Below are 26,477 nucleotides of genomic sequence, written 5' to 3'. Positions count from 1 at the left end.
AAATGGGTGTAATATTAAAAAATTTAAGTTCAGATGAAAAAGTGGCATATCTGTATAAACCTATATTAATAGTTTTACAAGAAGCTGGAGGCAAATTAGATAGATCAGAAATAAAAAGTAGAATATCTGACTTAGATGAGCAAATTGCAGAATTTGCAGAAGTAGTAAAAACATCTAAGTCTACTGGAAATACATATAAGGAATTTAATTTCAAATTTAACTTTGCGATTAAAGAATTATCATTTGTAAAGTATTTAAGTTATACTAAAGGAAATCCAAATATTACTTTAACAGATAAAGGTTTAAACGTAGATATAGATTCTTTAGATGTAAAAAAAGAGATTATGATTCCAGCTAAAAAATTTTGGAATGAATTAAGTAAAAAGAATGAAGAAAATAAAGCAATTGAAAATGATGTTGATGAATCAATGTCTGAAGATAGAATACTTAATGATTTTAAGGAAAGTTTACTTCAAGCTATTGCAAATATGAGTCCTAAAAAATTCGAAGCATTTTCTAGAGCATTATTAACTAAAATGGGAGTTGAATTTACAAATAAAGGTGTGCAAATTAGCAATGATGGTGGTATTGATGGCTATGGTTATCATAGAGATCAAGATGATTTTAGAACTACAAGGGTTGTTATACAGTGTAAAAGATACAATACTGGTCCTGTTACAGAACCAGATATTAATCAATTTTTAGGAGCAATGAATAAATTTCAAGCTGACTATGGTGTTTTTATTACAAATAGTCGTTTCACTAATAGTGCAAGAATTGCATCAAGAGAAGGGTCTCCAATTACATTGATAGATGGTAATGACTTGGTTGATCTTGTCATAAGATATCAATTGTATATTACACCTGTTACTACATATGTATTAGATGATTTCTATAATGAATAATATTGTATAGTTTATAGGAGGTTACTTTATGTCAAAGACATCATTTGAAAAAGCAATTGAAAAACAAATTAAGGAAAGTAAACAACAGGAACAAAGGCAAAAGCAGGAAAATAGAAGATTAGAAAGACAAAGAAAAAGAGAATCTGAAAAGAAAATTCAAATTCAACAACGAACTGATAATGCTTTATCAATTGTTAGGGCATCGACTAGAATTGGAGATATGACTATTATGAATGAAACATATGAAATAATGCTTAAAATTCTTTTAGATAAATATACAGGTAATATTGATGAACCTATTAATGAAAATATTAGTATTTTTCCTACAAACATCCAATCAGATATTGAATTGAATTTTGAAGTTTTAAAAGATTATGGAATGATTTTTAATTGGCGTTTGTATATAAACGGACACTTTACTCTTTATTTAAGTTATGATGCTATCAATTATTTTAATAATAAGAAAAAAGCAGAAGAAAATAAGCAAAAAAATTATATACAAATTGGGAATTTGAACGCTAATGGAAGCAACGTTGTATTAGGTGACTTGTTTAATTCATCTTTATCTATTGATAATTCAATACAATCAATAGAAAACGAAATTAGAGAAAAAGGTGGAGATGATAAAGAAGAATTACTTGCATTATTTGAAGAAGTAAAAGATTATGCAGAAAATATTCAAAATTGTCGTTCTGTTACTAAAAATAGAAATTTATTAAGCAAGTTAAAAGAACATGTTTTTAAAAATAGTTGGTTTTATGCTGAAGTTGTAGCATTTTTAGGAGAAGTAGTTTTAGAAACTATGGGTTAAATATCTATTAATGATATTTATAGTAAGGTATTTTGTTATGAAAGTTGAATCTACGAAATTGAATCTTTTTTGAGAAAATAAAATTATAAATAGAATATATGAGTGACTTATGGGTGAGAATGATTAATTTCTTCTATATTGCTTTACTTCATAGACTATCTAATGCATTTGATATGTATGAAGTATAATTTTTTTAAATATCTCAGATAATCTATTATATTATTTTATAATATCTTATTTTATAAGATTTGAATCATTTTAAAGTGACAAATTAAATAAATGCGTTAGATTTAGCAATATTTACATGATTAACAGGAATTAGTTAATTTATTTAAAAAGATTTGTAAAAAAATATAATTGATACTCAAAAACTATTTATAGTTATATTATGAAATATAAAGAATTGTATAATGAATGATTTTTATTATATATTCAATAAGTATGGATATTTATTTTGTTAAAAATACTTTCGATATTTGCAAAAAAACTTGTCAAATACAAAGAAAGTATTTTTTTGTTTACAAAAATATTTTATAATATTATTTAGCAGATATTTGTCAAGGAAGATAGAATATAGATGTTTGCTACAATAAGTTTTTTAAAATGTTGATAGATAAGTATTTAAAGAAAACAGAATTTGCTAAATAGTAGATATAAGTCAAAATACTTTAGCAAAACGTAAAAAAATGAAATTGTATCAATCGAAGTATTAGTTAAAATATGTATAGGTTTAAATTGTACAATTGACGATGTATTAGAAATTTTACTAACAAAAAGAGAGGATGATGATAGTGGCAAGTAATAATGCAAATATTGGATTTGAAAAACAAATATGGGATGCAGCTTGTGTTTTATGGGGACACATACCTGCTGCCGAATATAGAAAGGTTATAGTTGGATTAATATTCTTACGTTATATTTCAAGTGCCTTTGAGAAGAGGTACAATGATTTAGTTAAGGAAGGATATGGGTTTGAGGATGATAGAGATGCCTATATCGAAGAAAATGTTTTCTATGTTCCAGAAGAAGCAAGATGGGAACAAATATCGTCAGCTGCACATACCCTAGAAATAGGTAAAGTTATTGATAATGCTATGAGGGCAATTGAAAAAGAAAATAAAACTTTGAAAAATGTACTTCCCAAAAATTATGCAAGTCCTGATCTTGATAAAAGGGTATTAGGAGATGTTGTTGATTTATTTACTAATATGGATATGGGAGATACAGAAGAAAGTAAAGATTTATTAGGAAGAACATATGAATATTGTATACAACAATTTGCTGCATATGAAGGAGTAAAGGGTGGTGAATTCTATACACCGTCAAGTATTGTTAAAACGATTGTCGAAATTTTAAAGCCATTTGATAATTGTAGAGTATACGATCCGTGTTGTGGATCTGGGGGAATGTTTGTCCAAAGTGTTAAATTTTTACAGGCTCATAGTGGAAATAGAAATCATATTTCTGTTTATGGACAAGAGTCAAATGCTGATACTTGGAAAATGGCAAAAATGAATATGGCTATTAGAGGAATAGATGCAAATTTTGGGCCTTATCATGCAGATACATTTTTTGAAGATTTACATCCAACTTTAAAAGCAGACTTCATTATGGCAAACCCACCTTTCAATTTATCAAATTGGGGGCAGGATAAATTAAAAGATGATAAACGTTGGAAATTTGGTATTCCACCTGCTGGAAATGCTAACTTTGCTTGGATTCAACATATGATACATCATTTAGCGCCAAATGGGAAAATTGGTTTGGTTCTAGCTAATGGTGCATTATCATCACAGACGTCGGGTGAAGGAGAAATACGTAAAAATATTATTGAATCTGATCTTATAGAAGGCATAGTTGCTTTGCCTCCTCAATTATTCTATAGTGTGACAATTCCCGTTACCCTTTGGTTTATATCAAAAAATAAAAAACAAAAAGGAAAAACATTATTTATAGATGCTCGTAAAATGGGACATATGGTAGATAGAAAACATCGTGATTTTGACGATGAAAAAGACATAAAAAAACTTGCAAATATTTTTGAACTATTTCAAAATGGAACACTAGAAAATATAAAGGGTTTCTGTGCTGTTGTAGAAACAGAAGAAATTAGAAAACAAGATTATATTTTAACTCCTGGCAGATATGTAGGAATTGAGCAACAAGAGGATGATGGAGAACCATTTGATGTTAAAATGAAACGTTTAACTTCTGAATTATCTAATATGTTTGAAAAATCTCGTGAATTAGAGAAAGAAATACGTAAGAAGTTAGGAGCAATAGGTTATGAGGTATAAAACATATTTACTTAAAGAATTAGTAACGATAAAGTATGGAAAAAATCAAAAGAAAGTAATTTGTAAGAATGGTAAGATACCTATTTATGGTACAGGAGGATTAATTGGGTACGCAAATCAATTCCTTTATGATAAACCTTCTGTATTAATTGGTAGAAAAGGAACTATTAGTAAAGTTAAATATATTGAGCATCCATTTTGGACAGTTGATACATTATTTTATACTATTGTAAATACAGAATTAGTAATTCCCAAATATTTATATTATTTGATGTCACAAATTGATTTAAATATATATAATGAAGGAACTACGATACCTAGTTTGAGAATAGAAACATTATATAAGCTTGAATTTAATATTCCTAGCATTGCTGATCAAGAAAAAATATTGTCTTATTTAAATCCGTTAGATTCTAAAATTGAATTGAATAATAAGATAAACAATAATTTAGTAGCTTAAAGCTCGATGTTAGACACATCAATCTCACCAGACATCAGTTTTGGTAAAAGGGTATCACGCAAAGAAGAAAGGTATTGATTTTCTTTTTTAAGTTGCAAACGTTGCTCAAACATTGGCGCAATAATATCTTCAAAGTTCTTTACGATGGCCTCATCAAGCGGAAATTCTATCTCAAAAGAGTTTATATCACTTTGATTGAACCCTGATTGTGCGCTTCTTCCACCTTTATTGTTTATCCCTTCATAAAATGTGCGAGAGGATAAGTAGCATCGAAGAAACTCTCTGTAAAAGGTTTTCTTTGGAAAAACCTTAGCAAGAGCAACATTATAAGCTCCGTTAATTCCGAAGCAGATTCGCCCCAAAGATGCACCATATCGAGCAATCATTATATCGTGTTCTTCACAAAGCTTGTTTTTGGAAGAAAAAGGTATATATGTAATGTGACTGTCAGTATCGTAATCTCTAATTTGAACAAAACGAATGTAACCCTCTTGCGGGCTAAAAATGAATTCGGAAGCAGGTGGTTGGCTTCCACCGGCATAGTCCATTAAGTTCGACAATGAAATTCGTTTTGTAGCAAAATCTGCGGGTTTACAAAAAGTATTTTCAAACAAAGTCTGTGCTTGCTGCTCTAAATTATTGTTTATTTAAATATACGAAAGGAGATTACAGTGAGTTTTAAAGATGAAATAAAAGAAGAATTTAAATATTTCCCTAGCAAAATTAGACAAAAGTATCTTAATGAAATAGATGCTGAATTAAACGAAGCTTTTAATAATGGGAGACAAGTATGTTTGCTCAGAACGTTGGACCTATTAGTTGATTCAACATTGAAAGAAAAAGAGATTATAAGTTTATTACAAAAACATTTTGATCTACGGCTTAGCGAAGCTAAAAATCATATTCGAACTGCAAAAAACAGAAAAACAAGGGACAAAAGATAAAAATTAAAAGGCTTCTATCAACGGCAGAAGCAATGTAAAAGAACAGCCGTTGCTAGTCGTTCTGAACTAATTTAATAAAAGGAGAATGACTATGAAAGAAATTATTAAAAATGAAGTCTTACAAGGTATGATTCATCTATTAAGAGATGATCAATATGAAAAACTAAAAGAAGTGTTAGATGTGGTATTAGTAAATTATAAGATTGAGGAAGTCAAAAATGAACCGAATAACAAAGATAATCAACATTATGTTGAATCTTTCTTATCTTCTAAACGTTTAGAGGGTTGTTCAGAAAAGACCTTACATTATTATAAGTCAACCATTGAAATACTTCTTAATAAGCTAGAAAAGAATGTTAAACATATTACTACTGATGATCTGAGAAAATATCTAACTGATTATCAAAGTGATCATATGTCAAGTAGAGTAACAATTGATAATATCAGACGAATATTATCAAGTTTCTTCTCTTGGCTCGAAGATGAAGATTACATCGTTAAAAGTCCAGTTAGAAGAATACATAAAGTTAAATCAGCTACAACAATCAAAGAAACTTATACTGATGAATCGTTAGAATTAATGAGAGATAACTGTAATAATCTTAGAGATTTAGCTTTAATTGATATATTAGCTTCAACAGGAATGCGTGTTGGTGAACTTGTTTTATTAAATATTGATGATATTAATTTCAACGAAAGAGAATGTGTTGTTTTTGGTAAAGGTGATAAAGAAAGAATAGTATACTTTGATGCAAGAACCAAGATTCATCTTCAAAACTATATAAATAGTAGAAATGATGAAAATAAAGCGTTATTTGTTTCGATAAGAAGACCATATAATAGGTTAACAATTGGAGCTATTGAAACGATTATTAGAAATCTAGGTAAACAATTAGATATACCAAAAGCACATCCGCATAAATTTAGAAGAACGCTTGCTACTAAAGCGATAGATAAAGGAATGCCTATAGAACAACTTCAAAAGTTATTAGGACATCAAAAGATAGATACAACATTACAATATGCAATGGTTAAACAAAGCAATGTAAAAATCGCACATAAAAAATATATAGGATAGGAGTTTACATAATGAATTACGAAATAAAAACATTAAATGAGCTATCTTTAGACGGAAAAGGATCATACGGTATTGCAGCTTCGGCAGTTCCTTATTCTGATGAGTTATATACTTATTTAAGAATTACCGATATTAAAGATGACGGGAATTTGGATAAATCAAATTTAATGTCAGTGGCTGATAAAAAAGCGTATAACTATACTTTAAAAAAGAATGATATTGTATTTGCAAGAACAGGAGCAAGCACAGGAAGGAATTATTTTTATGATGAAACGGATGGAGAATTGGTTTATGCTGGTTTTTTGATTAAATTTAGTTTAGACGTTAAAAAAATCAATCCAAAATTTGTTAAGTATTATTGTCAATCTAAAGCCTATAAAGACTGGATTCATTCTTTTAATACTGGTAGCACACGTGGCAATATTAATGCAAAAACATACGGTACTTTACCTATCCCAGTGTTTCCGAGAAATTATCAAAATAAAGTTGTTAGTATATTAGATTCTATTGATTTGAAGATAAAAAATAATATAGACATAAACAATAATTTAGAGCAACAAGCATTTGCTATATTTAAGTCTTGGTTTGTTGATTTTGAACTTTGCAATGGAATTATGCCGTCTGATTGGAATTATGGCACCATAGAGGACTTGGCTTCAGAAATTGTATGTGGTAAAACTCCTTCTACAAAGAAAAAAGAATATTATGGAGATGATATTCCATTTATAACAATTCCTGATATGCATAATTCCGTATATACAGTAAAAACAGAACGCTCTTTATCATTACTTGGTGCTGATTCTCAATCTCAAAAAACACTTCCCAAAAACAGCGTATGTGTAAGTTGTATTGGCACAGCTGGTTTAGTAACATTAGTTTCAACACCAAGTCAGACAAATCAGCAGATTAATTCAATAATTCCTAAGGAAAATGTATCTCCTTATTTTGTTTATCTACTTATGAAAACAAAATCAGACGAAATAAATAAATACGGTCAAAGTGGTAGTACAATAGTAAATTTAAATAAAACTCAATTTTCAAAATTAGAATGTATTATACCTTCAACAAAATTTTTAATTAAATTTAACGATTTATTAGAACCAATTTTTAATAAGATTCTTGTAAATATGAGAGAAAATATAACACTTGCTGACCTACGAAATACACTGCTTTCAAAACTTATGTCTGGTGAAATCGATGTCTCTAACATTGAACTCTGAACCACTAAATTATTGTTTATGTATATAACTTTATAATAGATATGGAAGGAGATAGATCAATGGAAAATAAAGAGTCTAATTTGGATTATGGTATCGAAATCACTTCAGTTGGTTCATTTATTGATGTAATAAAAAAATTGAGAAGTGATGAAGATGGCTCATCTACGGAAATCTACTTTAGAGGACAAGAAGTAGATTTCTGGGGAATAGTACCTAGCGTTTTCAGAAATGATATGCTCAGTGTTGAACATAAGCTTATGAGAATTCCATTACAAAAAAATCCTTTTGATTTTAGAGATTTGAATGATACTTTTGATATTATGACAAAATATCAACATTATGGCATGTGTACTAGGCTACTTGACCTTACTACAAATCCATTGGTTGCTTTGTATTTTGCATGTAAACTTCATGGTAAAATTAGATATCAAGATGAGGAAAAAGAACCAAACGGAGTTGTGTATTTTGCTAAATATTATCCTTCGCAAGTAAATGATATTAATGTTAGAATTGTTACCACTTTAGCTAAATATAATTTAGATAGAGAAAATACAATTAAGGATGTTTTAGATAAATTAGTTAAAGAAAATATTATAAGTAATGATAACAGAAAAAAGTGGTTAGAAAAGGAGCATATAAAAGAATTTATTGATATTATCCAAAGTAATTACTTGATTATTCCAACTTATAGTAATGAAAGATTAAAAAAGCAGAGTGGAGTACTATTGTTAGTTAGTTCATTTACTGTTGAAATTAATGATGCGGTTGAGAAGGGAATTATCACAAAGAGTTCAAGAAATTTGAGAAGTGAATTTGATGATAACTACTTTTATGTGCTAGGTGAAAATAAAAACTTAATTCTTAAAGAACTTGATTTATTGGAAATAAATGAGTCAACCTTATTTCCAGAATTGGAACATCAATTAAGTTATATTAAATTTATCCATCAAGATCAAACACATCCTGTTAGTGATTTTCATCAATATGAAGAGAATTATAAAAATATCATTGACTATGAAAATGTTAATGAAGAAATATTAAATAAAGAGTTTATTACTGAAATAGAAAAGTTTTTATCTACTTGTTTAGATAAAAATGAGTGTGAAAGTATTTTAGAAATTGTTAAAGACAATTTAGTAGTTGATTGGTATAAAAGAGAAAATATACGAAGCAAGATTAGGAGAAGCATCAGTACCTATTGTTTATCAAGTATAAATCTGTTGAATGGAAAAAATCCTGAATTTTTAGTTGATAATATAATGAATATTATGAATGAGTTAATCAAAAAACATATGATTAACAATGAGAATGGAGAATAGTATGGAACAGTTATTTACGGAAGCTAGTTATGAAAATTCAATAATAGAATTATTTGAAAATATGGATTATGAACATATTTATGGTCCAAATATTGAAAGAGACTTTTATAGTCCATTTTATGAAGAAGAATTAGAAAATTCGTTACATAATATCAATAGAGGATTATCATATACTGCATTGCAGGAAGCGGTAAATAAGTTAAGAAATATTGAAAATGGTTCTTTAGTTCAAAAGAATATAGTATTTATGGATTATTTACAAAATGGAATAACTGTTAATTATTTTGACAATGGTGAAGAAAAGTCAGATATTGTTTATCTTGTTGATTATAAAAATATTGATAATAATTCATTTATTATTGCTAATCAGTGGACATTTATTGAAAATAGCACAAAAATACCTGATGTTATATTATTTTTAAATGGTATTCCCATTGTATTAATGGAATTAAAATCTCCTTCTCGAGAAGAAACTGATGTATCAGATGCATATAGGCAGCTAAGAAATTATATGAAAGAAATTCCTAGTATGTTTGTTTATAATGCTATATGTGTAATGAGTGATCAATTAAGCTCTAGGGCTGGAACTATTACTTCTGGGATTGACCGTTTCATGGAATGGAAAACAGTGGATGGTAATAAAGAGAATACACAACATGCTCAATTTGATACTTTTTTTGAAGGAATGTTCCAAAAAGAAAGATTATTAGATATTATTAAAAATTTTGTATGTTTTTCTAATGATGGTATAGACAAATTTAAAATTTTGGCAGGATATCACCAATATTTTGCGGTAAAGAAAGCAATTGAATCTACGAAAAATGCTATGGTTTCTGACGGTAAAGGTGGAGTTTTTTGGCATACTCAAGGTAGTGGTAAATCATTATCTATGGTATTTTATGCACATTTATTACAAGAGAAGTTAAATAGTCCAACGATAGTTGTTATTACAGATAGAAATGATTTGGATGATCAATTGTTTGGACAATTTTCAAAATGTAAAGATTTTTTAAGACAGACACCTATTCAGGCAGAAAATAGAGAACATTTAAGGTCTTTGTTAGAAGGTAGAAAAGCAAATGGAATTATCTTTACAACAATGCAAAAGTTTGAAAATTATGACAGTGCATTATCTCAAAGAAGAAATATTGTTGTGATGGCAGATGAAGCTCATCGAGGTCAATATGGATTAACTGAAAAAATAAAAATAACAAAAAATAAAGATGGTGAAGAAATAGCCACCAAAGTTATTGGTACCGCAAGAATGATACGTAATAGTTTACCAAATGCAACTTATATTGGTTTTACAGGAACTCCTATTTCGACAAAGGACAGAAGTACAAGAGAAGTTTTTGGAAATTATATTGATATTTATGATATGACACAAGCAGTTGAAGATGGTGCAACAAGACCTGTATACTATGAAAGTCGAGTTGTTAAATTAAAATTAGACCAAGAAACTTTGAAGTTGATTGATAATGAATATGAAATAATGGCTAATAATGCTGATGAAGAAGTCATTGAAAGAAGTAAAAAAGAATTAAGTCGTATGGATGCTATTTTAGGGGCTGATGATACTATTAATTCTTTAGTTGATGATATTTTATATCATTATGAAAATAATAGAGAACATTTATTAACTGGTAAAGCGATGATAGTTGCTTATTCAAGACCAATTGCTATGAAAATATATCAACATATTTTGGAACTGCGTCCAAATTGGACACAAAAAGTTGCAGTTGTCATGACCTCTGGAAATAATGATCCTGAGGAATGGCGAGATATTATAGGAAATAAAAAATATAAAAATGAATTAGCAAAAAAATTCAAAGATAATGATAGTGAATTAAAAATTGCTATTGTTGTCGATATGTGGCTTACTGGTTTTGATGTCCCATCCTTGGCAACTATGTACATATATAAGCCTATGGCTGGACATAATCTTATGCAAGCTATAGCACGTGTTAATCGCGTTTATAAAGATAAAGAAGGTGGACTCATTGTTGACTATGTTGGAATAGCAGGAGCTTTAAAACGTGCTATGAATGATTATACTTCTAGGGATAAAAAGAATTATGGCGATACTGATATTGCTAAAGTAGCATATCCTAAATTTTTAGAAAAATTATCTATATGTCAAGATTTATTTTATGAATATGATTATTCTAATTTTAAGGAAGGAACTGACTTAGAAAGAGCAAAAACAATTAGTGGAGCAGTCAACTTTATTGTTGATATATCCAGAGAAAAAGAAAAACAAGATTTTCTTAAAGAATCATTATTGCTGCATCAAGCATTATCATTATGTTCTTCTTTAGTAGAAGAAGAATTACGTTTTGAGGCTGCATTTTTTGAATCTGTCGTGTCTTGGTTTTGAGATTAAGTAATACAGGTGTAAATAAGAAAATTTCTTTAAAAGAAATGAATGAAAGAATAAATGAATTATTGAAATATAGTATAAAAAGTGATGGAGTTATCAATTTGTTTTCTGATGTAAAAGAAGAGTTCTCTATATTTGATTCTAAATTTTTAGAAGAAGTTTCAAAAATGAAAGAAAAAAATTTAGCAGTAGAATTATTAAAGAAATTAATTGCTGAACAGGTTAGCATTTACAAACGAACAAATGTAGTTAAGTCTGAAAAATTTAGCGAAAGAATTCAAAGAGCTCTAAATAGTTATTTAAATGGAATGTTAACTAATGAAGAAGTTATTCAGGAGTTATTAAATTTAGCAAAGCAGATTTCAGAATCACAAAAAGAAGGAAATAGGTTAGGGTTAACTAATGAAGAATTGGCTTTTTATGATGCTTTAACGAAACCACAAGCTATTAAAGATTTTTATGAGAATGATGAATTAATTGCATTAACTAAAGAATTGACAGAAACATTACAAAAAAATAAAACAGTTGATTGGCAACGCAAAGAATCTGCAAGAGCAAAAATGCGTATGTTAATTAAAAAACTATTAAAAAAACATAGATATCCACCAGAAGGAATGTCTGATGCTGTTCAAACTGTAATGATTCAATGTGAATTATGGGCAGATAATACTTACATTTAGAAAAATAAAAAATGAAATATTGAGGTATAAAATAATGGAAATTAAGGCATATGATATTGGAAAAGAATATAAAGAAATTGAATTATCTGATATCCAAATCAATAATATTAATCGAATATTTTTTGAAATTGTTGAGAATCAAAGAGAAAAAAGAAATAAATTAAGTGTAGTATGTTGTTTAAAACAAGAAAATAGAAATGTTCATAATGTAATTTATGATTATTATTTAAATCATACAGCTACTTTTGACTATTCTGTTTTTGCTTCTAAGCTAAGTGACGCAGAAAAAACAAAAGATGGTCGTTCAAGAAAACAGAGTATTCAAGAAGGTTTTTTATTTATAAAAAGTGAGAAAAATAATTTATATCTGATGAAATTAGAAAAAATTAAGGATGTTGATTCTACAACTTTTGAAATAAAAGGAGCTTTAGGAACAGATAATAATTATTATAAACTATGTATTTTTGAAGATGATTTTAACAAAATTTTGATAGTTGATAAAAACACAAGATTAGCATCTTATTGGTTTGATAAATTTTTGGGTTTAACTAGAGTTAGAGATGAACATCAAAATACTTCTATTTTAATTGATTTAATTAATGAAAAGAAATTGTTCAATAATCAGATATTTTCACAAAATAAAATTCCAGAAATATATAGTTATGCAGAAGACTTTCTTTTTAATAATGATAATTTTGAAAAAATGAAATTAATAGAGGATTTATATGTTAAGGGTTTATTAGAAGAAAATGTTAATGAAAGTGTTTATTCAGTTGAATCAGATAAAATAGATGCACAATTTATTATTTCAAAAAAAAGTATAAAGGAAAAATATAAAAAAAGTATCTCAATATCTCCAGATACAACTATTAAAACAGATAATTTTTTAAAACTAAAAAAGAGGCAAGGAATAAAGCTTGAGGGTAATGAACTAACTTTAATAGTGGACGATGAATTCTTAAGGGAAGTTAATAAGGTGTTGAGTTGATATGGATAATGATGAATTACGATGGAATAATACAGCTCTTGAATTAAAAAAAGACGATACTACTTATTTAAATATTACAAAGTTAAAGAATGAGTGTAATAATTTTAATATAGATATGCCAATGGAAGAAGAGCATGATAAAATAGTTATTTATAATAATAAAAATTTACTTTTTAAGGAAGAGGAATATTTGAAAGAAAAAACTTATTTTAAAGATGTGTTACATAAATTATCATTTAAAGATTATAGCCAAGATCTTTATTATGTACGAGATGATTTTTCAATATACTCTATAAAAAATAATGATTATCAAATTTACTCAAGTGTAATAGCTAATAATAATATTGATGGACTAACGAAGAAAGATCTTAATATTTCTATTGAAATACTTGAAAAATTTGAGAGAAATGAAATGAATATCAAAATAATGAATGTTTATATTATGATATTTTTGGCAGATAAAACATCTTTTAGAATTTTATCTCAAAACCAACAATTTGAATTTTACATATATGATGATAAATCAAACGTAGTTGTTGAAGAAAAGCTTATTTATGATGAAATAGATACTGATTTGTTATCTGTTTATAAATGGATTGTGTCTAATAGGGAGTTTGAGGCATCATATAAAGTAAAATTAGATATTGTTAGGAAAATAATTGTCGATAAAAAAACTTTTAAGTTAACTCAAGCTGATTTGTGTAGTTGTGAGAGTATATTTAGTAGAGTAGTAAAAAATGAGGTTAAAGAATATTTTGATCAAGTAAATTTGTTAAAAAAAGATTTCATAGATTTAGAAAAAGCAATAAATGATGTAAAACGTTCACTACATCTAAAAATATTAGCATGGCTTGGATCAATTGGTTTAGTTATTTTTGATTCAATCAAAGATTTTAAAGGAGATAATATATATTACATTATTTTTCATTCTCATTCAGAAAAAGTAAATATTATATTATTTATGTTGATTATTTCTTTTTTAGTAATTTCATTTGCTTTTTTTATAGAAATGAAGGAATTATTAAAAGAATATAAGAAACTTGAATATTTTTACACAAATAAATTGTTTTTTAAGAAAGAAGATTTTGAAAATTATGTATCTCCGCCTAGTATAAATTGTTTATATAAAATTGTTTTTTTTATTGTTATAATAGTTTGTGTAATTAGGTTATTTTCGCTAACGATTTAAAATAATAAGTGATTTTCATACTAATTAACAATTAAATATATCATATTCAATCAAAATAGTTTATAATAGGAAAGCATGTTATAAATGCAAATGATAGGGGAGAAGGTTTGATATGATAAAGTTTTTTAAAGCCAATATGGAGCCTAGAAAAGGGTTACGTATAGCAGAAGTTATTATTTCTATTTTATTATGTGTTGCTTCTATTGTATCTATTGGATATGGTATGTTTCAGGTGAATGCCAATGTCAATGATGCAAAGTTTATCCAAAGTATAGAAATGACTAGAGATAGAGAACTAGAAGATTATAGTGAGGATAATACAGTTTGTGATGTTACATATATAAGTGGGGATAAGCAATTAGTTGTTTCTTATTCATATGAAGATTACGTTCAATTAGAAGATGATAGCATTACAGCATACGAATATGAAACTGATAATGGAACGAAGCTCTATTTTGATCATCAAAATATAAATGCTCAGGAAATACAACATTCATATGGACAAGTCAAAGCGAATGAATTAGCACCTGTGTTTAACTTTGGAATTGCTTCATTTATTTTGATGATATCTGTGTTAATTATGACATTATTTGCAAAACAGTTTACAACATATGAAAAATCATGGTTTTTATCAATCATGGTATTGGCTACGATTATTTCAGTTATTTTTCCAGAAGAAAGTGCAAATGGTGTCAATGGAATTATCATCATGTTGCTTTATTTACTAGATACGTTCTTGAATATTCTTTGTGAGTTACTTATTTCTAAGCAATCAAGATACAATTTCCTTGTTTCTGTATTCGTAGAAATCGTAGAAATAGCAATGTGTGTTGTTTTAATGTATCGTTTTGCGACAATGGTCACAACATTATTGTTCTGGCTACCAATTGATATTATTAGTTATATTAACTGGTCAAGACATAAAGATGAAGAAGAAAGTGAATTGACAGTTGTTAGAAAACTTAAAGGATATCAAGAAGTTTTAGTCATTGTAGGTATTGTAGTTTGGACAATTGTTGTGGGATATTTTATTAGTGGTTTAGATATTTCAACAGATTTTTACAACAACCAATTATTAGAAACAGCCATTATATATATTGATGCCTGTGCATCAGCTGTAGGCATTGCCAATGGATTGTTTATTTTCTTTAGATTAAGGGAACAATGGATTGCATGGTATATTTGTGCATTCCTTGAAGCAGTCATTAATGTAATTTCTGGACAATATGTTTTATTAGTCCTTAAGTTAGGTTATTTTACAAATACAACATATGGATATATCAAGTGGAGTAAGTATATTCAGTCACATTCACAAGAAAAACAAAAACAAATCACTGCATGAGACTTGTAGATTGTTTATAAAATTGGTAAAATAAGCGTGAAGAAAAATCTTAAAAATATAAGGAGTGAAAAATATGGCTATATCAGCAGGAGATTTTAGAACAGGATTAACTTTAATCGTTGATGGTGATCCTTGTCAGGTTTTAGATTTTCAACATGTCAAACCTGGAAAAGGTGCAGCTATCTTAAAAACAAAAATGAGAAATTTAAAAACAAATGCAATTCAAGAAAGAAACTTTAATGCAAATACAAAATTTGATCAAGCTAATATTTCAAGAAAAACAGCACAATATTCATATAAAGATGGATCAACATTCTATTTCATGGATATGGAAACATATGAAACATATGAATTAGCTAATGATCAAGTTGGAGATACTCAATATTATATTATTGAAGGTTCAGAAGTTTCATTAATGTTCTTTGAAGGTGATTTATTATCAGTATCTGTACCAGAAAAAGTAGAATTAACAGTTGTGGAAACAGATCCAGCTATTAAAGGAGCACCATCTAACCAAACAAAAGATGCTGTAACTGATACAGGATTATCATTACGTGTTCCTCAATTCATTGAACCGGGAGAAAAAATTGTTGTTTTTACAGCAGATGGTAAGTATGCAGGAAGAGCTTAATCAAGCTCTTTTTTTCAAAGATGAATAAAGTTGTATTAATTACAGGTGGAGCACAAGGCATTGGAAAAGCCATTGCTTTAGAACTTGGAAAACAAGGTTATGATATTGTGATTAATTATCTCACATCCAAAAAAGAAGCTCATGCATTAAAAGATATGATTATAAACAATTATGGTGTACGATGTATGGCTATTCAATGTGATGTGTCTAAGGAAGATGAAGTTGATCAAATGATATCTTCTATTGAATCAGAACTGGGTGGTGTTGATATTTTAGTTAATAATGCTGCTGTTGATTTATCTAACCTTTTTCATTTGAAAAATGCTGAAGAATTTAGAAAGACTTTAGATGTCAATGTTGTAGGTGCATTTAATTGCAGTAAACGTGTTTATCGACATATGTTAGATCAGGAATATGGCAGAATTATTAATATTTCTTCAACTAATGGTATCAATACTTATTATCCTATGTGTATAGATTATGATGCTTCTAAAGCAGCATTAATTTCCATGACACATAATCTTGCTTTTGAGTTTGCTCCATATGTCAATGTCAATTGTATTGCTCCAGGTTTTATAGGAACAGAAAATGAGTTGGACGGATATGATGAAGAGTTTTTAAAAGAAGAAGTTGAAAAAATTATGGTCAATCGATATGGTGATCCTCAAGAAGTGGCTTATTTAGTGAAATTCTTAATAAGTGATGAAGCTAATTTTATTAATAATACTGTTATACGTATTGATGGTGGACAAAAGGGAAGTTGTTAATCCAACTTCCCTTTCATATTTGATAATGCAAGTAAAATAGATAATTTACCATATTCAAATGTTAATCCACCTTGTATGTAAAGTGTATAAGGTTCAATAACAGGAGCATCAGCACTTAATTCAATCGTGCTGCCTTGGGTAAAGCTTCCTGCAGCCATGACTTCATCAAAAGGATAGCCAGGCATTGGGGCAGGTAAAACTGTTACAAATGAGTCAATAGGACTTGTTTGTTGTATTCCTTGTGTAAAGTTCACTAAATTATCTTTTGTTTTTAATTCTAAAGTTTGAATAATATCTGTACGAGGTTCATCATAACGAGGAGATACGTTAGAATAACCTAATTTTTCTAACATATACGCAGAAAATACAGCTGTTTTTAAAGCATTTTTGACAGCATTAGGAGCCATAAATAATCCTTTAAAGAAAGCGTTGTTTAAGTTGAAATTAGCACCTAAGTCTTTTCCAATACCAGGAGCAGTCAAACGTTCAGCAACCATATGAATAAGTTCCTGATTTCCTGCTATATATCCACCAGTAGGTGCAATTCCTCCACCGAGGTTTTTCATTAAAGATCCGACAACTACATCAGCTCCAACATGACCAGGTTCTTTGTCTTCTACTAACTCACCATAACAGTTATCGACCATAATAATGACGTCTTTATTCACTTCACGAATTTTTGAAATTATACGTTCAATCTTTGAAATAGAAAGAGATTGACGATGTGAATACCCTCTAGATCTTTGGATTTCAACAAGTTTGACATTATTCTGTTTTAATCTCTCTACAATTTTCTCATCATCAAAATCATCATTGACTAATTCAATCTGTTCATATTTCACACCATTTGCCTTTAATGATTGTGTAGAATTTCCACTCAAACCAATCATTTCTTGTAAAGAATCATATGGTGCACCAGATAAAGAAATCATTGTATCGCCATGTTTTAATAAAGCAGAAAGCGTTAAATATAATGCATTTGTTCCACTCATAATCTGAGGGCGAACTAAGGCATCTTCACAACCAAGAACAGTCGCAAAGATTTTTTCTAATTTATCTCTTCCTTCATCATAATTTCCATATCCGTTAATATCTGCAAAATCAGAATAAGAAACTCTATTTTCTATAAATGCTGATAAAATACGATTAGAGTTTGTTAAAGCTATTTCATCTATTCTTTTATAAATATCACTTAAGATACTATCTGATTCTTTTGCTATTTCCAGTAAATCTGGATGAATTTGTTCTAATATCATGTTTATAATCCTCCCATCAAATGTCCATTGTCTATTATACACAAATTTTTATTTTTTTCATGGGATATTTTTAGAGTTTTAATTAAATATTAAATGACGTAAATTGAAATAATGACATATTTTTCTTCAAAGTTGTATAAATTGAGATTTAATGCATTGAAATTTAAAAAATTAAGATAGTGTAAGTTTCTACTTTGTTTAATAACAACTCAATATATTCAGCAGTGAAATAAAAATATTATTGGTTTATTTTATCACGAAAATAATCGAAACAAGATAAATAGATTAGAAAAATCTGTTATAATAATCATAGAATCAAAAAGGAGTTGATCAATATGCATTTAAATGATGAAGAAAAAAGGGCAATGTTAAGACAAATGCAAGATGGTTTTATTAGGTATCATCATAGAGATGCTCACTTTAAGCAAGTGATCAAAAGTTATTATGATACGTTTATAGATGCCAATCATAGCATTTATAAAATAAAGTAGAAATGTTATATATTTTGTAAAAAAGTAAAGGAGATAACAAATGATACCACAATATAATGAAATGTATAATGAAGTGTTACAAGTATTAAACAAACATCATCAGTTAAGAGTGCGTGATATGGTAGATGAAGTATCTGATGTATTACATTTAACTGAAGATGAAAGAAATCAAAAGATGGAAAACAGTCATAAAACAGTGATTTATCATCGTTTGGGATGGACAAAAACATATTTAACAAAAGCAGGATTGATTCGTTCTGTAGAAAGAGGTGTTTATCAAATTACACCTCAAGGGGAAAATATACTATCTTCTCATATTCATGTTGATGATGATTATTTAATGCAATATGAAGAAGTTAGACAGTTTGTAAATCGTCATAATGAACAACCTGAAAATCAAACGAAACCAAAAGAGTCTACGCCTTTAGAAAATATTGACCAATCTATTAAGATGATATCATCACGTGTCAGTGATGAACTATTAGATATGATTATATCTAAAGATCCGGCTTTCTTTGAAAAACTTGTTTTAGATTTGTTGGATAAAATGGGTTATGCTTATGATAAAGAATCTATCATTTCAACTGATTATAGTGGTGATGAAGGTATAGATGGAATTATCAATGAAGATCAGTTTGGATTTAATAGTATTTATATTCAAGCTAAGAAATGGAATAGAAGTAGTGTGGGAAGACCAGAAATTCAAAAGTTTTTAGGCGCAGTAGCTGGTCAAGGTGGTACAAAGGGATTATTTATTACCACATCTACTTTTACAAGAGAAGCCATTGATTATGCAAAAAAACAATTACAAGTTAAACTCATTTTAATTGATGGTAAAATGTTAACGGATTTAATGATAAAATATAATTTAGGTGTGAGTGTTGTGCAGACTTATGAAATCAAACAATTAGATTTAGATTATTTTGATAGTGAGCTTGTTTAATGTTGATATTTATAAATGATATATAGTGACAATCTCTCAATAAACCGAGATTGTTTTTTTATTGTCTATCTAAAATTAACATTGATATTTTTATAAGAAAGACGATTGTAAACAGAATAATCAAATAATTTAAATTTTATAATAACTCTTATTGAAAAAAATAAAATATAGCTTTATAATGGCAATGTCATGGATGACATCTTATTGTAGCCTTATAGGCTAGTGCTGCTCCATGATATAAGTTCCCTTATTGTTTTATGGTAGGCTTTTAGCTGAATCCACGTTTCAACAATGATAGGGAACTTTTATTGTATATGTATGCAACTGAAGTGATATATGCATGACAATCTAGAATCTTTTTAAATGAACGAAAATAATCTTGTTAAGTTTATACCATTATCTTGTTTATATAATTCTATGGAGTGAAAAATTTCTTTGATTTGAGATATGAACTTTTGAATATTAAAATGATGAAAACGATGGTTTATGTAATAAAAATGACAGCGTTGATGATGATATTCATAATCGCAAGTGACATAACCAATTCTTTGATTTTTTAATAAATGATATTGTTCGCTCATAAGACCATCACAATCTTTCATTGAACTGAAAAATTCACATAATAAAGCTTCTCTGTATTGATCAGGACAATGAATATAAAATAAACATATTTTATTGTCTTCATATTGATGAACTTTAAAGAAAACTTGACCTAAACATTCTTGAGAAGGATAAGATATCATTTCAAATGTTTTGATATGATCTTTTTCTTTTGTTGAAAAAGAAAATGGGTTTTGAAATATAAATTGACAGTAATCAAAATCAGATTGTTGAAAATATTGACTTGTTAAACAACAATATGAACCAAATTCTCGTAATAAGTCATAATCATCATCGATGATGATAAAGTAATCAATAAAATGTTTAGATAGATAATGATGAATACATCTTTTTTTATCATTATCTTCATTAATAATATCAATAATGAAATTATCTAAATCATAAAGTTTAAATAAAGCAATAATTTGTTTCGTTGTATTATGTCTTCCCCATGTAGAATGCAACACAATATAACTACCTGTTTCTTCTATTAATTCTTTAAGATAACCTAATGCTATATATGACCAGTCATAATACGCAGCTGCTAAATCATATTTATCAAATGTCAAATATATATCATCGCTATATTTATTGGCTAGATAATATTGTAACGCCTCCATATCATGATCAAATCTTCTTTCATAAGAGGGTGGCTGTATAACCCCATCAATATCTAAAAAGATAATATTTTTGTCTAAATGATTTTTAATTCTGATATCTTTTTCATAGGTCTTTATAGATTTGTTAATAAATTGTCTTGATTTATGCATATGTAATCTCCTTTTTGTATTTGCTATAAGCAATTATAACACATAATTTTAATTAGGAAAATAACAAGTGATACTGTTTAGAAAAATATTATGATATAATAATGAAGAATCAAGAGAGGAATAGAGAATGAAGGTTAAAGAATTAAGAGATTTATTAAAAGACAAAGATAAGAAATTAATCACTGATGCTTTTGTAGAAGTCTATAAAGCTTTACCAAAATCAAAAAAAGAAGAATTAGATGATGTAATTGAAAGTATTGTAAGTGGCGAGGGAAAGAAAAAAGCAACAAAACATGATGAAGTTTCATTAACTGATTTATTTGTTGAGATTCAGGATTTTTTACAAGATGCTTATCATGGGTATTATATTGCTCCTAACCGCATTGTTCCTAAAAAAGAAAGACCTAAGTGGCGCTTTAAAGTCAAAAGATACTTAAAAATTTTATTAGATGTTCCATCAGATCATCCTTATTTTTCACAAGTTGTCATATTGATTCGTGAAATTTATAAGATGTTAAGCTATGGTTGTGGTGTGTATATTTTTACAAGTGATGATCCTTTTGCATCTATAGGTATGGAACAAGAAAAATTATATGGGGAATATGTTGCTCGTCAGCTTCAACTGAATATTGATGAAGCATCAATTATGGAGATGATTAATGGAGCAACACATTGTTATTTAAGTCGTGAATGTTTGCATATTATGTTATTTGGTGTTTTAGATCATTATATTCAAAAACAGAAATATCGAGATATGGTTTTCAATTATTGTCAAAGATTTATGACATCACAAAGAAACTTTATAGCAACATTAAAGCGTCATGATGATCGTTTGTATGAAGCTAAAGAATTGCTTACCAATATGAATCAACTGGCTTTTATATTTCATAATGATACTTTTGAGAAAGCATTACAGTATTATTTTCAAAATGAAATTATAAAAAATCCAGAAATCAGTCTATATACGTTATTGATGGTAATAGACATTTTCTATTCCTACAAAGAATGGATTGAAGCTTATGAATATGGAGTTGAAATCAAACATATTCAGCCACGACAAAAACTTATGGATAAATATGAAAGATATAAAAATGAGGTGTAAATAATGTCAGAAAGAAAATATATAAGAAGTGCAACAATGGAAGTGATTACTAATCAAATTAAAGATCATTTAGTTGAAAAAACAACAGAGTTATATTAACAGATGTTAGATCAAGGAATGAGTGAAAAAAGATCTATTGAATTATTAGCGTTTTATTTAGAAATGTATATTAAAGATAATATACAAACTGATGATTTCAGTAATGAAAAATGGGAAGCATTTTTAGACGAAATCAATCCTATTTTTCATGTGCCTGGTGAATATGAATTTGATGTACAGGAAGAACGTCGTAACTTAAGACATATTCAAAAACAATATGGAAAACTGAAATCTGATGTAGGAGCATTAGAAGAAGAACTTTATAGTTTAGAAGCTCATTTTCTTGCGATACATACGCTTTATAAAATTGATAGCCGTGAAACGAAGAAGATTATACATATTGTGCTTAATCGTTTATTAGATTTTAAAAATCATTATACAAGTGATTATACAGACTATGCTCATGAAGATCTTTTATGTCTGGCAGATGGTTTAGAACAAATGTGCAATCCTTATGTGAATCCACAACTCTATGATTATTTATCAGAGTTTGTTGATTTAAAGGATGAATCACAGTTTGATTATATTTTTAAAAATGTTTTTCTATGTTTAACAAGAGTATTAGTAAGTATTGATACATTTGATAAAGAATTTGGTGTTAATGGATATTTCCGTTTTATTAGTCAGTTTTTGGATGTAAGGGCATGTATTGAAAATGGACCTGATTTCTTCTTTAATGACAAAACATTGGAGAAATAGGAGATAGAACTATGGAATATAAAGATTATATGAATCGGATTCAACAAAGATTAAAAGAAATGAGTGAAGAAGAAAAGAATCGTTGGATCTATCACTATACGAGAGTTCATAGAGTAATAAGAACGACATTATAGAGGTTACATTTTGTTACCATATGGATTTTGGCTAGGAGAGATTAAAAAAATGAAAAATCATTTTCTATTAAACCGTTAAAAACGGTTTTTTTGTTGTTGAATATGCTATAATGCAAAAGTAAGGAGAGTTCATACATGAAAACTGAGTTTAATTTATTAACATTATTTTCTAATCGCAATAATATATCTATCGCAAGAAGTTATGACCGTTATGATAATGTTTTAAGCATTGATATGAAACAAGAAGATACTTTGTATTATGTTCAAGCTATGGTGAAAGTCAGGGGAGAAGAATTTCTGTGTTCTTTTACATTTGATAGCGAATATCATTTACATGAATATCAGTGTGAGTGTACCTGGTGCACAGATGATAGCCCATGTGCTCATATTGGAGCTGTTTTGTTGAAGTTAAATCAACTGGAGATTCCTTCTTTTCCATATCATTATATTAACACTGAATTTGAAGAAGAAAAAAAGCGTCAGGAAAGACGTCATCAACAACAACTTCAACGTGCTTTGGCTATACGTGCTTTGGAAACGAATGATTTGATTAAACAGAATAAAGAATATTATCATAATCAAGTGAGCTCATCCATTTCACATGAAAAATATAATTTAACAGCTATCTTGAATGAAGATGATGATGTCTTATATCTTGATTATAAGATTGGTAATGCTAAAAAATATATTATTAAAGATGTTGATGAATTTTTAGAACATATAGAAAATAAAGATCAAATGAAGTATGGTAAATATTTACAGTTTGTACATACACGTGAATCTTTTACAGATGAAGCTTTAAAACAGATTGCATTTCTTGAACGTGCTAAAATTGCAATGAATAAAGTTAATCCTGAAAATTATTTCTTTAATTTTCGTAGTTTATTGAACTTTGGTAGATATGTCTATATTCGTAGTGAATTTCTTGATGATTTTTATGATGTCTATAAGGAATTAGGGTTAAACCACTGTCTTTTTAAAGATATCGACTATACAATAAAAGCGAGTTTGGTTAAAGAACAAGAATACTATGTACTTAAAATTATTGATGAAAATCAATTTTATTTTGGAAAACAGTATATTTATTTTATTTCTACTTTCAAACATCAGACAACAATTCAACGTATTCAAATGGATTTAAATGAGAAATCATTTGATATTTTACTTGATTTGTTTGAAAATCCAATGTTTATTAAAGAAGAAGACCTTCATGATTTTTATAAATATATATGGGCACCCATGCAAAATTATTTTGATTTAACATGTGATTTTGATTTTGAACAGTCATCATATACTTTCATTAAAATATATGGAGATATCAATGAAAATGAACAGATTTATTTTAAAGTTTACTATGAAGATGAAAATCAGAATCATATTCATGCATTCCAAAACGACACAATTACAACAATTGATCAGGATATCGTTGAAACATATTTACGTCAACAATGTCATCAAATTGACGAGAAAAATGGGTGTGTTTATTTTGATAGTTATGATGAAAAAACATATGAATTTATGCATGATGGGATTGAATTTCTCCAACAATATAGTGAAATATATATTTCTGAAGCATTAAAGAAGATGGGAAGACCAGTTCATTATCAGATTCAGGTAGGGGTTAAAGTTGATCATGATCTTTTATCTTTAAATATGGAAAGTGCTCAAATTCCGCAAATGGAAATTGCTGAGGTTTTGTCAAAATATCGTCGTAAAAAGAAATTTCATCGTTTGAAAAATGGAGAACTATTATATCTTGAATCACCTGATCTGGAGGAATTATCAAATTTGATGGATGAATATCATATTCATGCCAATGATATTAAAAATGGAAGTCTAAGTTTAAATAAAAATCGTGTGTTCGCATTGGATAATGATGCAACAGAATTACAACATATACAAATCGAAAGAGATGCGTCCTTTCAAAAACTCATTCAACAATTTCATCAACATACACAACATCTTTATCCTTTAACATCCTATTATAATCAACTATTGAGAGATTATCAAAAAGAAGGCTATCAGTGGTTACGAACACTTTATGAACTAGGATTTAACGGAATATTGGCTGATGATATGGGACTTGGTAAAACGTTACAGGTCATTGCTTTATTGGATCAATTAGAAACAAATAAACCAAGCTTAGTTGTGTGTCCTTCTTCGTTAATTTATAACTGGGAAGATGAAGTTCATAAATTTTCAAAAAGCTTACCTGTGACATGCATTGTATCAGATGCGAAAACAAGAGAAACAATGATACATGCTATTCATGGTAAACATCTTTATGTGACTTCTTATGATTATATGCGTCGTGATGTAGAGTTATATGATTCTATAGAATTTGAATATGTGATTTTGGATGAATCACAATATATTAAAAATCAAAAAACAAAGAATGCCATTTCTGTCAAGCAGCTTCATGCTTTACATAAACTGGCATTATCTGGAACTCCCATTGAAAATTCATTGGCTGAATTATGGTCAGTTTTTGATTTTCTAATGCCTCAATATTTATATAACTATCATTATTTTCAAAAAACATTTGAAACAGATATTGTGAAAAATCAAAATCAAAAGAAAATTCAACAACTTCAAAAAATGGTTTCACCATTTATTTTAAGAAGAAACAAAAAAGATGTCTTATTAGAATTACCTGATAAGATAGAAAAAACACAATTGATTCCTTTTACACAACAAGAAAGTGAATTGTATTTTGCTAATCTTGCTCAAATTAATACACAACTTCAAGAATTGTTTCAAATGGAAAAAGTTGATAAGATTGTCATTTTATCGATGCTGACAAAACTAAGGCAAATCTGCTGTGAACCAAGAATGATATATGATAATATTTATCAAAGTTCATCTAAGATGAAAGCTTGTATGGATTTGATTTGTAATTATAAAGCCAACCATCAACAAGTCTTATTATTTTCATCTTTTACAAAAGTCTTTGATTTGATGGAAGAAGAATTAAAGTTAAATGGAATTCGCTATTTTATTTTAACAGGTGAAACTTCAAAAGAAAAAAGACGAGAACTCGTCCGCCGTTTCCAAGAAGGAGAAGCTGATGTCTTTTTGATTTCTTTAAAAGCTGGAGGAACAGGATTGAATTTAACAGCTGCTCAGGCTGTCATTCATTTTGATCCATGGTGGAATCTTTCAGCACAAAATCAGGCAACAGACCGTGCTTATCGTATTGGACAGCATAACAATGTTATGGTTCATCAATTGATTATGAAAGAGAGTATTGAAGAAAAAATTCAAGTTTTACAGGCTAAGAAAAAAGAACTCGCAGATATGTTTGTAGAAAACAGTGAAGGAAATATTTCTTCATTGTCAACAGAGGATTTAAAAGAATTATTGGCTATGTAG

22 protein-coding genes and 1 pseudogene are annotated in these 26,477 nt (G+C 28.1%); 20 read left to right on the top strand and 3 right to left on the bottom strand.

The genetic code is table 11. The features are described from left to right. The first annotated feature begins 2 nt into the window (after positions 1–2). From KEC48_RS06545 to KEC48_RS06525, 5 genes are all read left to right on the top strand, one after another. Complete coding sequence (locus tag KEC48_RS06545) at positions 3–905, top strand: restriction endonuclease (protein WP_211964988.1); 903 nt, start codon at positions 3–5, stop codon at positions 903–905. Between the two features lie 28 nt (positions 906–933). Further along, a complete protein-coding gene (locus KEC48_RS06540) occupies positions 934–1,716 on the top strand; it encodes a hypothetical protein (protein ID WP_211964987.1) in 783 nt (260 codons plus the stop codon). Positions 1,717–2,407: 691 nt separating this feature from the next. Beyond that, a complete protein-coding gene (locus KEC48_RS16170; RefSeq protein ID WP_349291057.1) occupies positions 2,408–2,518 on the top strand; it encodes a hypothetical protein in 111 nt (36 codons plus the stop codon). Further along, the gene (locus tag KEC48_RS06530) at positions 2,505–4,013 is read left to right on the top strand and encodes a class I SAM-dependent DNA methyltransferase (RefSeq protein ID WP_211965414.1); all 1,509 of its coding nucleotides are present in this window, start codon (positions 2,505–2,507) and stop codon (positions 4,011–4,013) included. The genes KEC48_RS16170 and KEC48_RS06530 overlap by 14 nt, the downstream gene beginning before the upstream one ends. Continuing rightward, entirely contained in the window at positions 4,003–4,473 is a 471-nt protein-coding gene (locus KEC48_RS06525) for a restriction endonuclease subunit S (protein WP_211964986.1), read from the top strand. The genes KEC48_RS06530 and KEC48_RS06525 overlap by 11 nt, the downstream gene beginning before the upstream one ends. Here the strand turns inward: KEC48_RS06525 and KEC48_RS06520 are convergent. Continuing rightward, positions 4,470–5,087 carry a restriction endonuclease subunit S gene (locus tag KEC48_RS06520; protein WP_211964985.1) on the bottom strand — a complete coding sequence of 206 codons (618 nt, stop codon included), beginning with the start codon at positions 5,085–5,087 and terminating at the stop codon, positions 4,470–4,472. The genes KEC48_RS06525 and KEC48_RS06520 overlap by 4 nt on opposite strands. Before the next feature lie 57 nt (positions 5,088–5,144). Here KEC48_RS06520 and KEC48_RS06515 point away from each other — a divergent pair, with 57 nt between their 5' ends. The 10 genes and pseudogenes from KEC48_RS06515 to KEC48_RS06470 all read left to right on the top strand — a co-directional run bounded on the left by KEC48_RS06515 (position 5,145) and on the right by KEC48_RS06470 (position 17,011). Then, positions 5,145–5,417, top strand: a complete 273-nt coding sequence (locus KEC48_RS06515) for a hypothetical protein (RefSeq protein ID WP_211964984.1) — start codon at positions 5,145–5,147, stop codon at positions 5,415–5,417. A 91-nt stretch (positions 5,418–5,508) separates the two neighbouring features. Continuing rightward, positions 5,509–6,495 (top strand): site-specific tyrosine recombinase/integron integrase, encoded by a 987-nt coding sequence (gene xerA / locus KEC48_RS06510; protein WP_211964981.1) that lies wholly within the window; start codon positions 5,509–5,511, stop codon positions 6,493–6,495. An 11-nt stretch (positions 6,496–6,506) separates the two neighbouring features. Next, positions 6,507–7,715: a restriction endonuclease subunit S gene (locus tag KEC48_RS06505; RefSeq protein ID WP_249191414.1), complete on the top strand. Its 1,209-nt coding sequence runs from the start codon at positions 6,507–6,509 to the stop codon at positions 7,713–7,715. A gap of 59 nt (positions 7,716–7,774) precedes the next feature. Further along, positions 7,775–9,034, top strand: coding sequence for an FRG domain-containing protein (locus KEC48_RS06500; protein ID WP_211964979.1), 1,260 nt, complete (start codon positions 7,775–7,777; stop codon positions 9,032–9,034). Position 9,035: 1 nt separating this feature from the next. Beyond that, positions 9,036–12,094: pseudogene (locus tag KEC48_RS06495) on the top strand (type I restriction endonuclease subunit R). A 34-nt stretch (positions 12,095–12,128) separates the two neighbouring features. Continuing rightward, on the top strand, positions 12,129–13,082 hold the full coding sequence (locus KEC48_RS06490) for a hypothetical protein (RefSeq protein ID WP_211964977.1): 954 nt from the start codon (positions 12,129–12,131) through the stop codon (positions 13,080–13,082). A gap of 1 nt (position 13,083) precedes the next feature. Then, positions 13,084–14,271, top strand: coding sequence for a hypothetical protein (locus KEC48_RS06485; RefSeq protein WP_211964975.1), 1,188 nt, complete (start codon positions 13,084–13,086; stop codon positions 14,269–14,271). A 112-nt stretch (positions 14,272–14,383) separates the two neighbouring features. Further along, positions 14,384–15,613: a nicotinamide riboside transporter PnuC gene (gene pnuC / locus KEC48_RS06480; protein ID WP_211964973.1), complete on the top strand. Its 1,230-nt coding sequence runs from the start codon at positions 14,384–14,386 to the stop codon at positions 15,611–15,613. 73 nt (positions 15,614–15,686) lie between these two features. Continuing rightward, positions 15,687–16,244, top strand: coding sequence for an elongation factor P (gene efp / locus KEC48_RS06475; protein WP_087244004.1), 558 nt, complete (start codon positions 15,687–15,689; stop codon positions 16,242–16,244). Between the two features lie 20 nt (positions 16,245–16,264). Then, complete coding sequence (locus KEC48_RS06470) at positions 16,265–17,011, top strand: SDR family NAD(P)-dependent oxidoreductase (protein ID WP_211964971.1); 747 nt, start codon at positions 16,265–16,267, stop codon at positions 17,009–17,011. Here the strand turns inward: KEC48_RS06470 and KEC48_RS06465 are convergent. After that, complete coding sequence (locus tag KEC48_RS06465; protein WP_211964969.1) at positions 17,008–18,267, bottom strand: methionine gamma-lyase family protein; 1,260 nt, start codon at positions 18,265–18,267, stop codon at positions 17,008–17,010. The genes KEC48_RS06470 and KEC48_RS06465 overlap by 4 nt on opposite strands. A 335-nt stretch (positions 18,268–18,602) precedes the next feature. Here KEC48_RS06465 and KEC48_RS06460 point away from each other — a divergent pair, with 335 nt between their 5' ends. Then, positions 18,603–18,758 carry a hypothetical protein gene (locus tag KEC48_RS06460; protein WP_211964968.1) on the top strand — a complete coding sequence of 52 codons (156 nt, stop codon included), beginning with the start codon at positions 18,603–18,605 and terminating at the stop codon, positions 18,756–18,758. A 40-nt stretch (positions 18,759–18,798) separates the two neighbouring features. Beyond that, on the top strand, positions 18,799–19,701 hold the full coding sequence (locus KEC48_RS06455; RefSeq protein WP_211964967.1) for a restriction endonuclease: 903 nt from the start codon (positions 18,799–18,801) through the stop codon (positions 19,699–19,701). Positions 19,702–20,060: 359 nt separating this feature from the next. Here KEC48_RS06455 and KEC48_RS06450 read toward each other — a convergent pair whose 3' ends face one another. Continuing rightward, positions 20,061–21,071 (bottom strand): HAD domain-containing protein, encoded by a 1,011-nt coding sequence (locus KEC48_RS06450; protein WP_211964966.1) that lies wholly within the window; start codon positions 21,069–21,071, stop codon positions 20,061–20,063. Positions 21,072–21,198: 127 nt separating this feature from the next. Between KEC48_RS06450 and KEC48_RS06445 the strand changes: the two genes are divergently transcribed. From KEC48_RS06445 to KEC48_RS06435, 3 genes are all read left to right on the top strand, one after another. Next, on the top strand, positions 21,199–22,173 hold the full coding sequence (locus KEC48_RS06445) for a hypothetical protein (RefSeq protein WP_211964965.1): 975 nt from the start codon (positions 21,199–21,201) through the stop codon (positions 22,171–22,173). 117 nt (positions 22,174–22,290) lie between these two features. Next, the gene (locus KEC48_RS06440; RefSeq protein WP_211964964.1) at positions 22,291–22,971 is read left to right on the top strand and encodes a hypothetical protein; all 681 of its coding nucleotides are present in this window, start codon (positions 22,291–22,293) and stop codon (positions 22,969–22,971) included. A gap of 269 nt (positions 22,972–23,240) precedes the next feature. Beyond that, positions 23,241–26,477 (top strand): DEAD/DEAH box helicase, encoded by a 3,237-nt coding sequence (locus KEC48_RS06435; RefSeq protein ID WP_211964963.1) that lies wholly within the window; start codon positions 23,241–23,243, stop codon positions 26,475–26,477.

The sequence above is a fragment of the Clostridium sp. C1 genome, assembly GCF_018223625.1.
Classification (GTDB): domain Bacteria; phylum Bacillota_I; class Bacilli_A; order Erysipelotrichales; family Coprobacillaceae; genus Allocoprobacillus.
The sequence above is the reverse complement of the archived record's forward strand: the minus strand, read 5'-3'. Positions and strand labels throughout refer to the sequence as shown.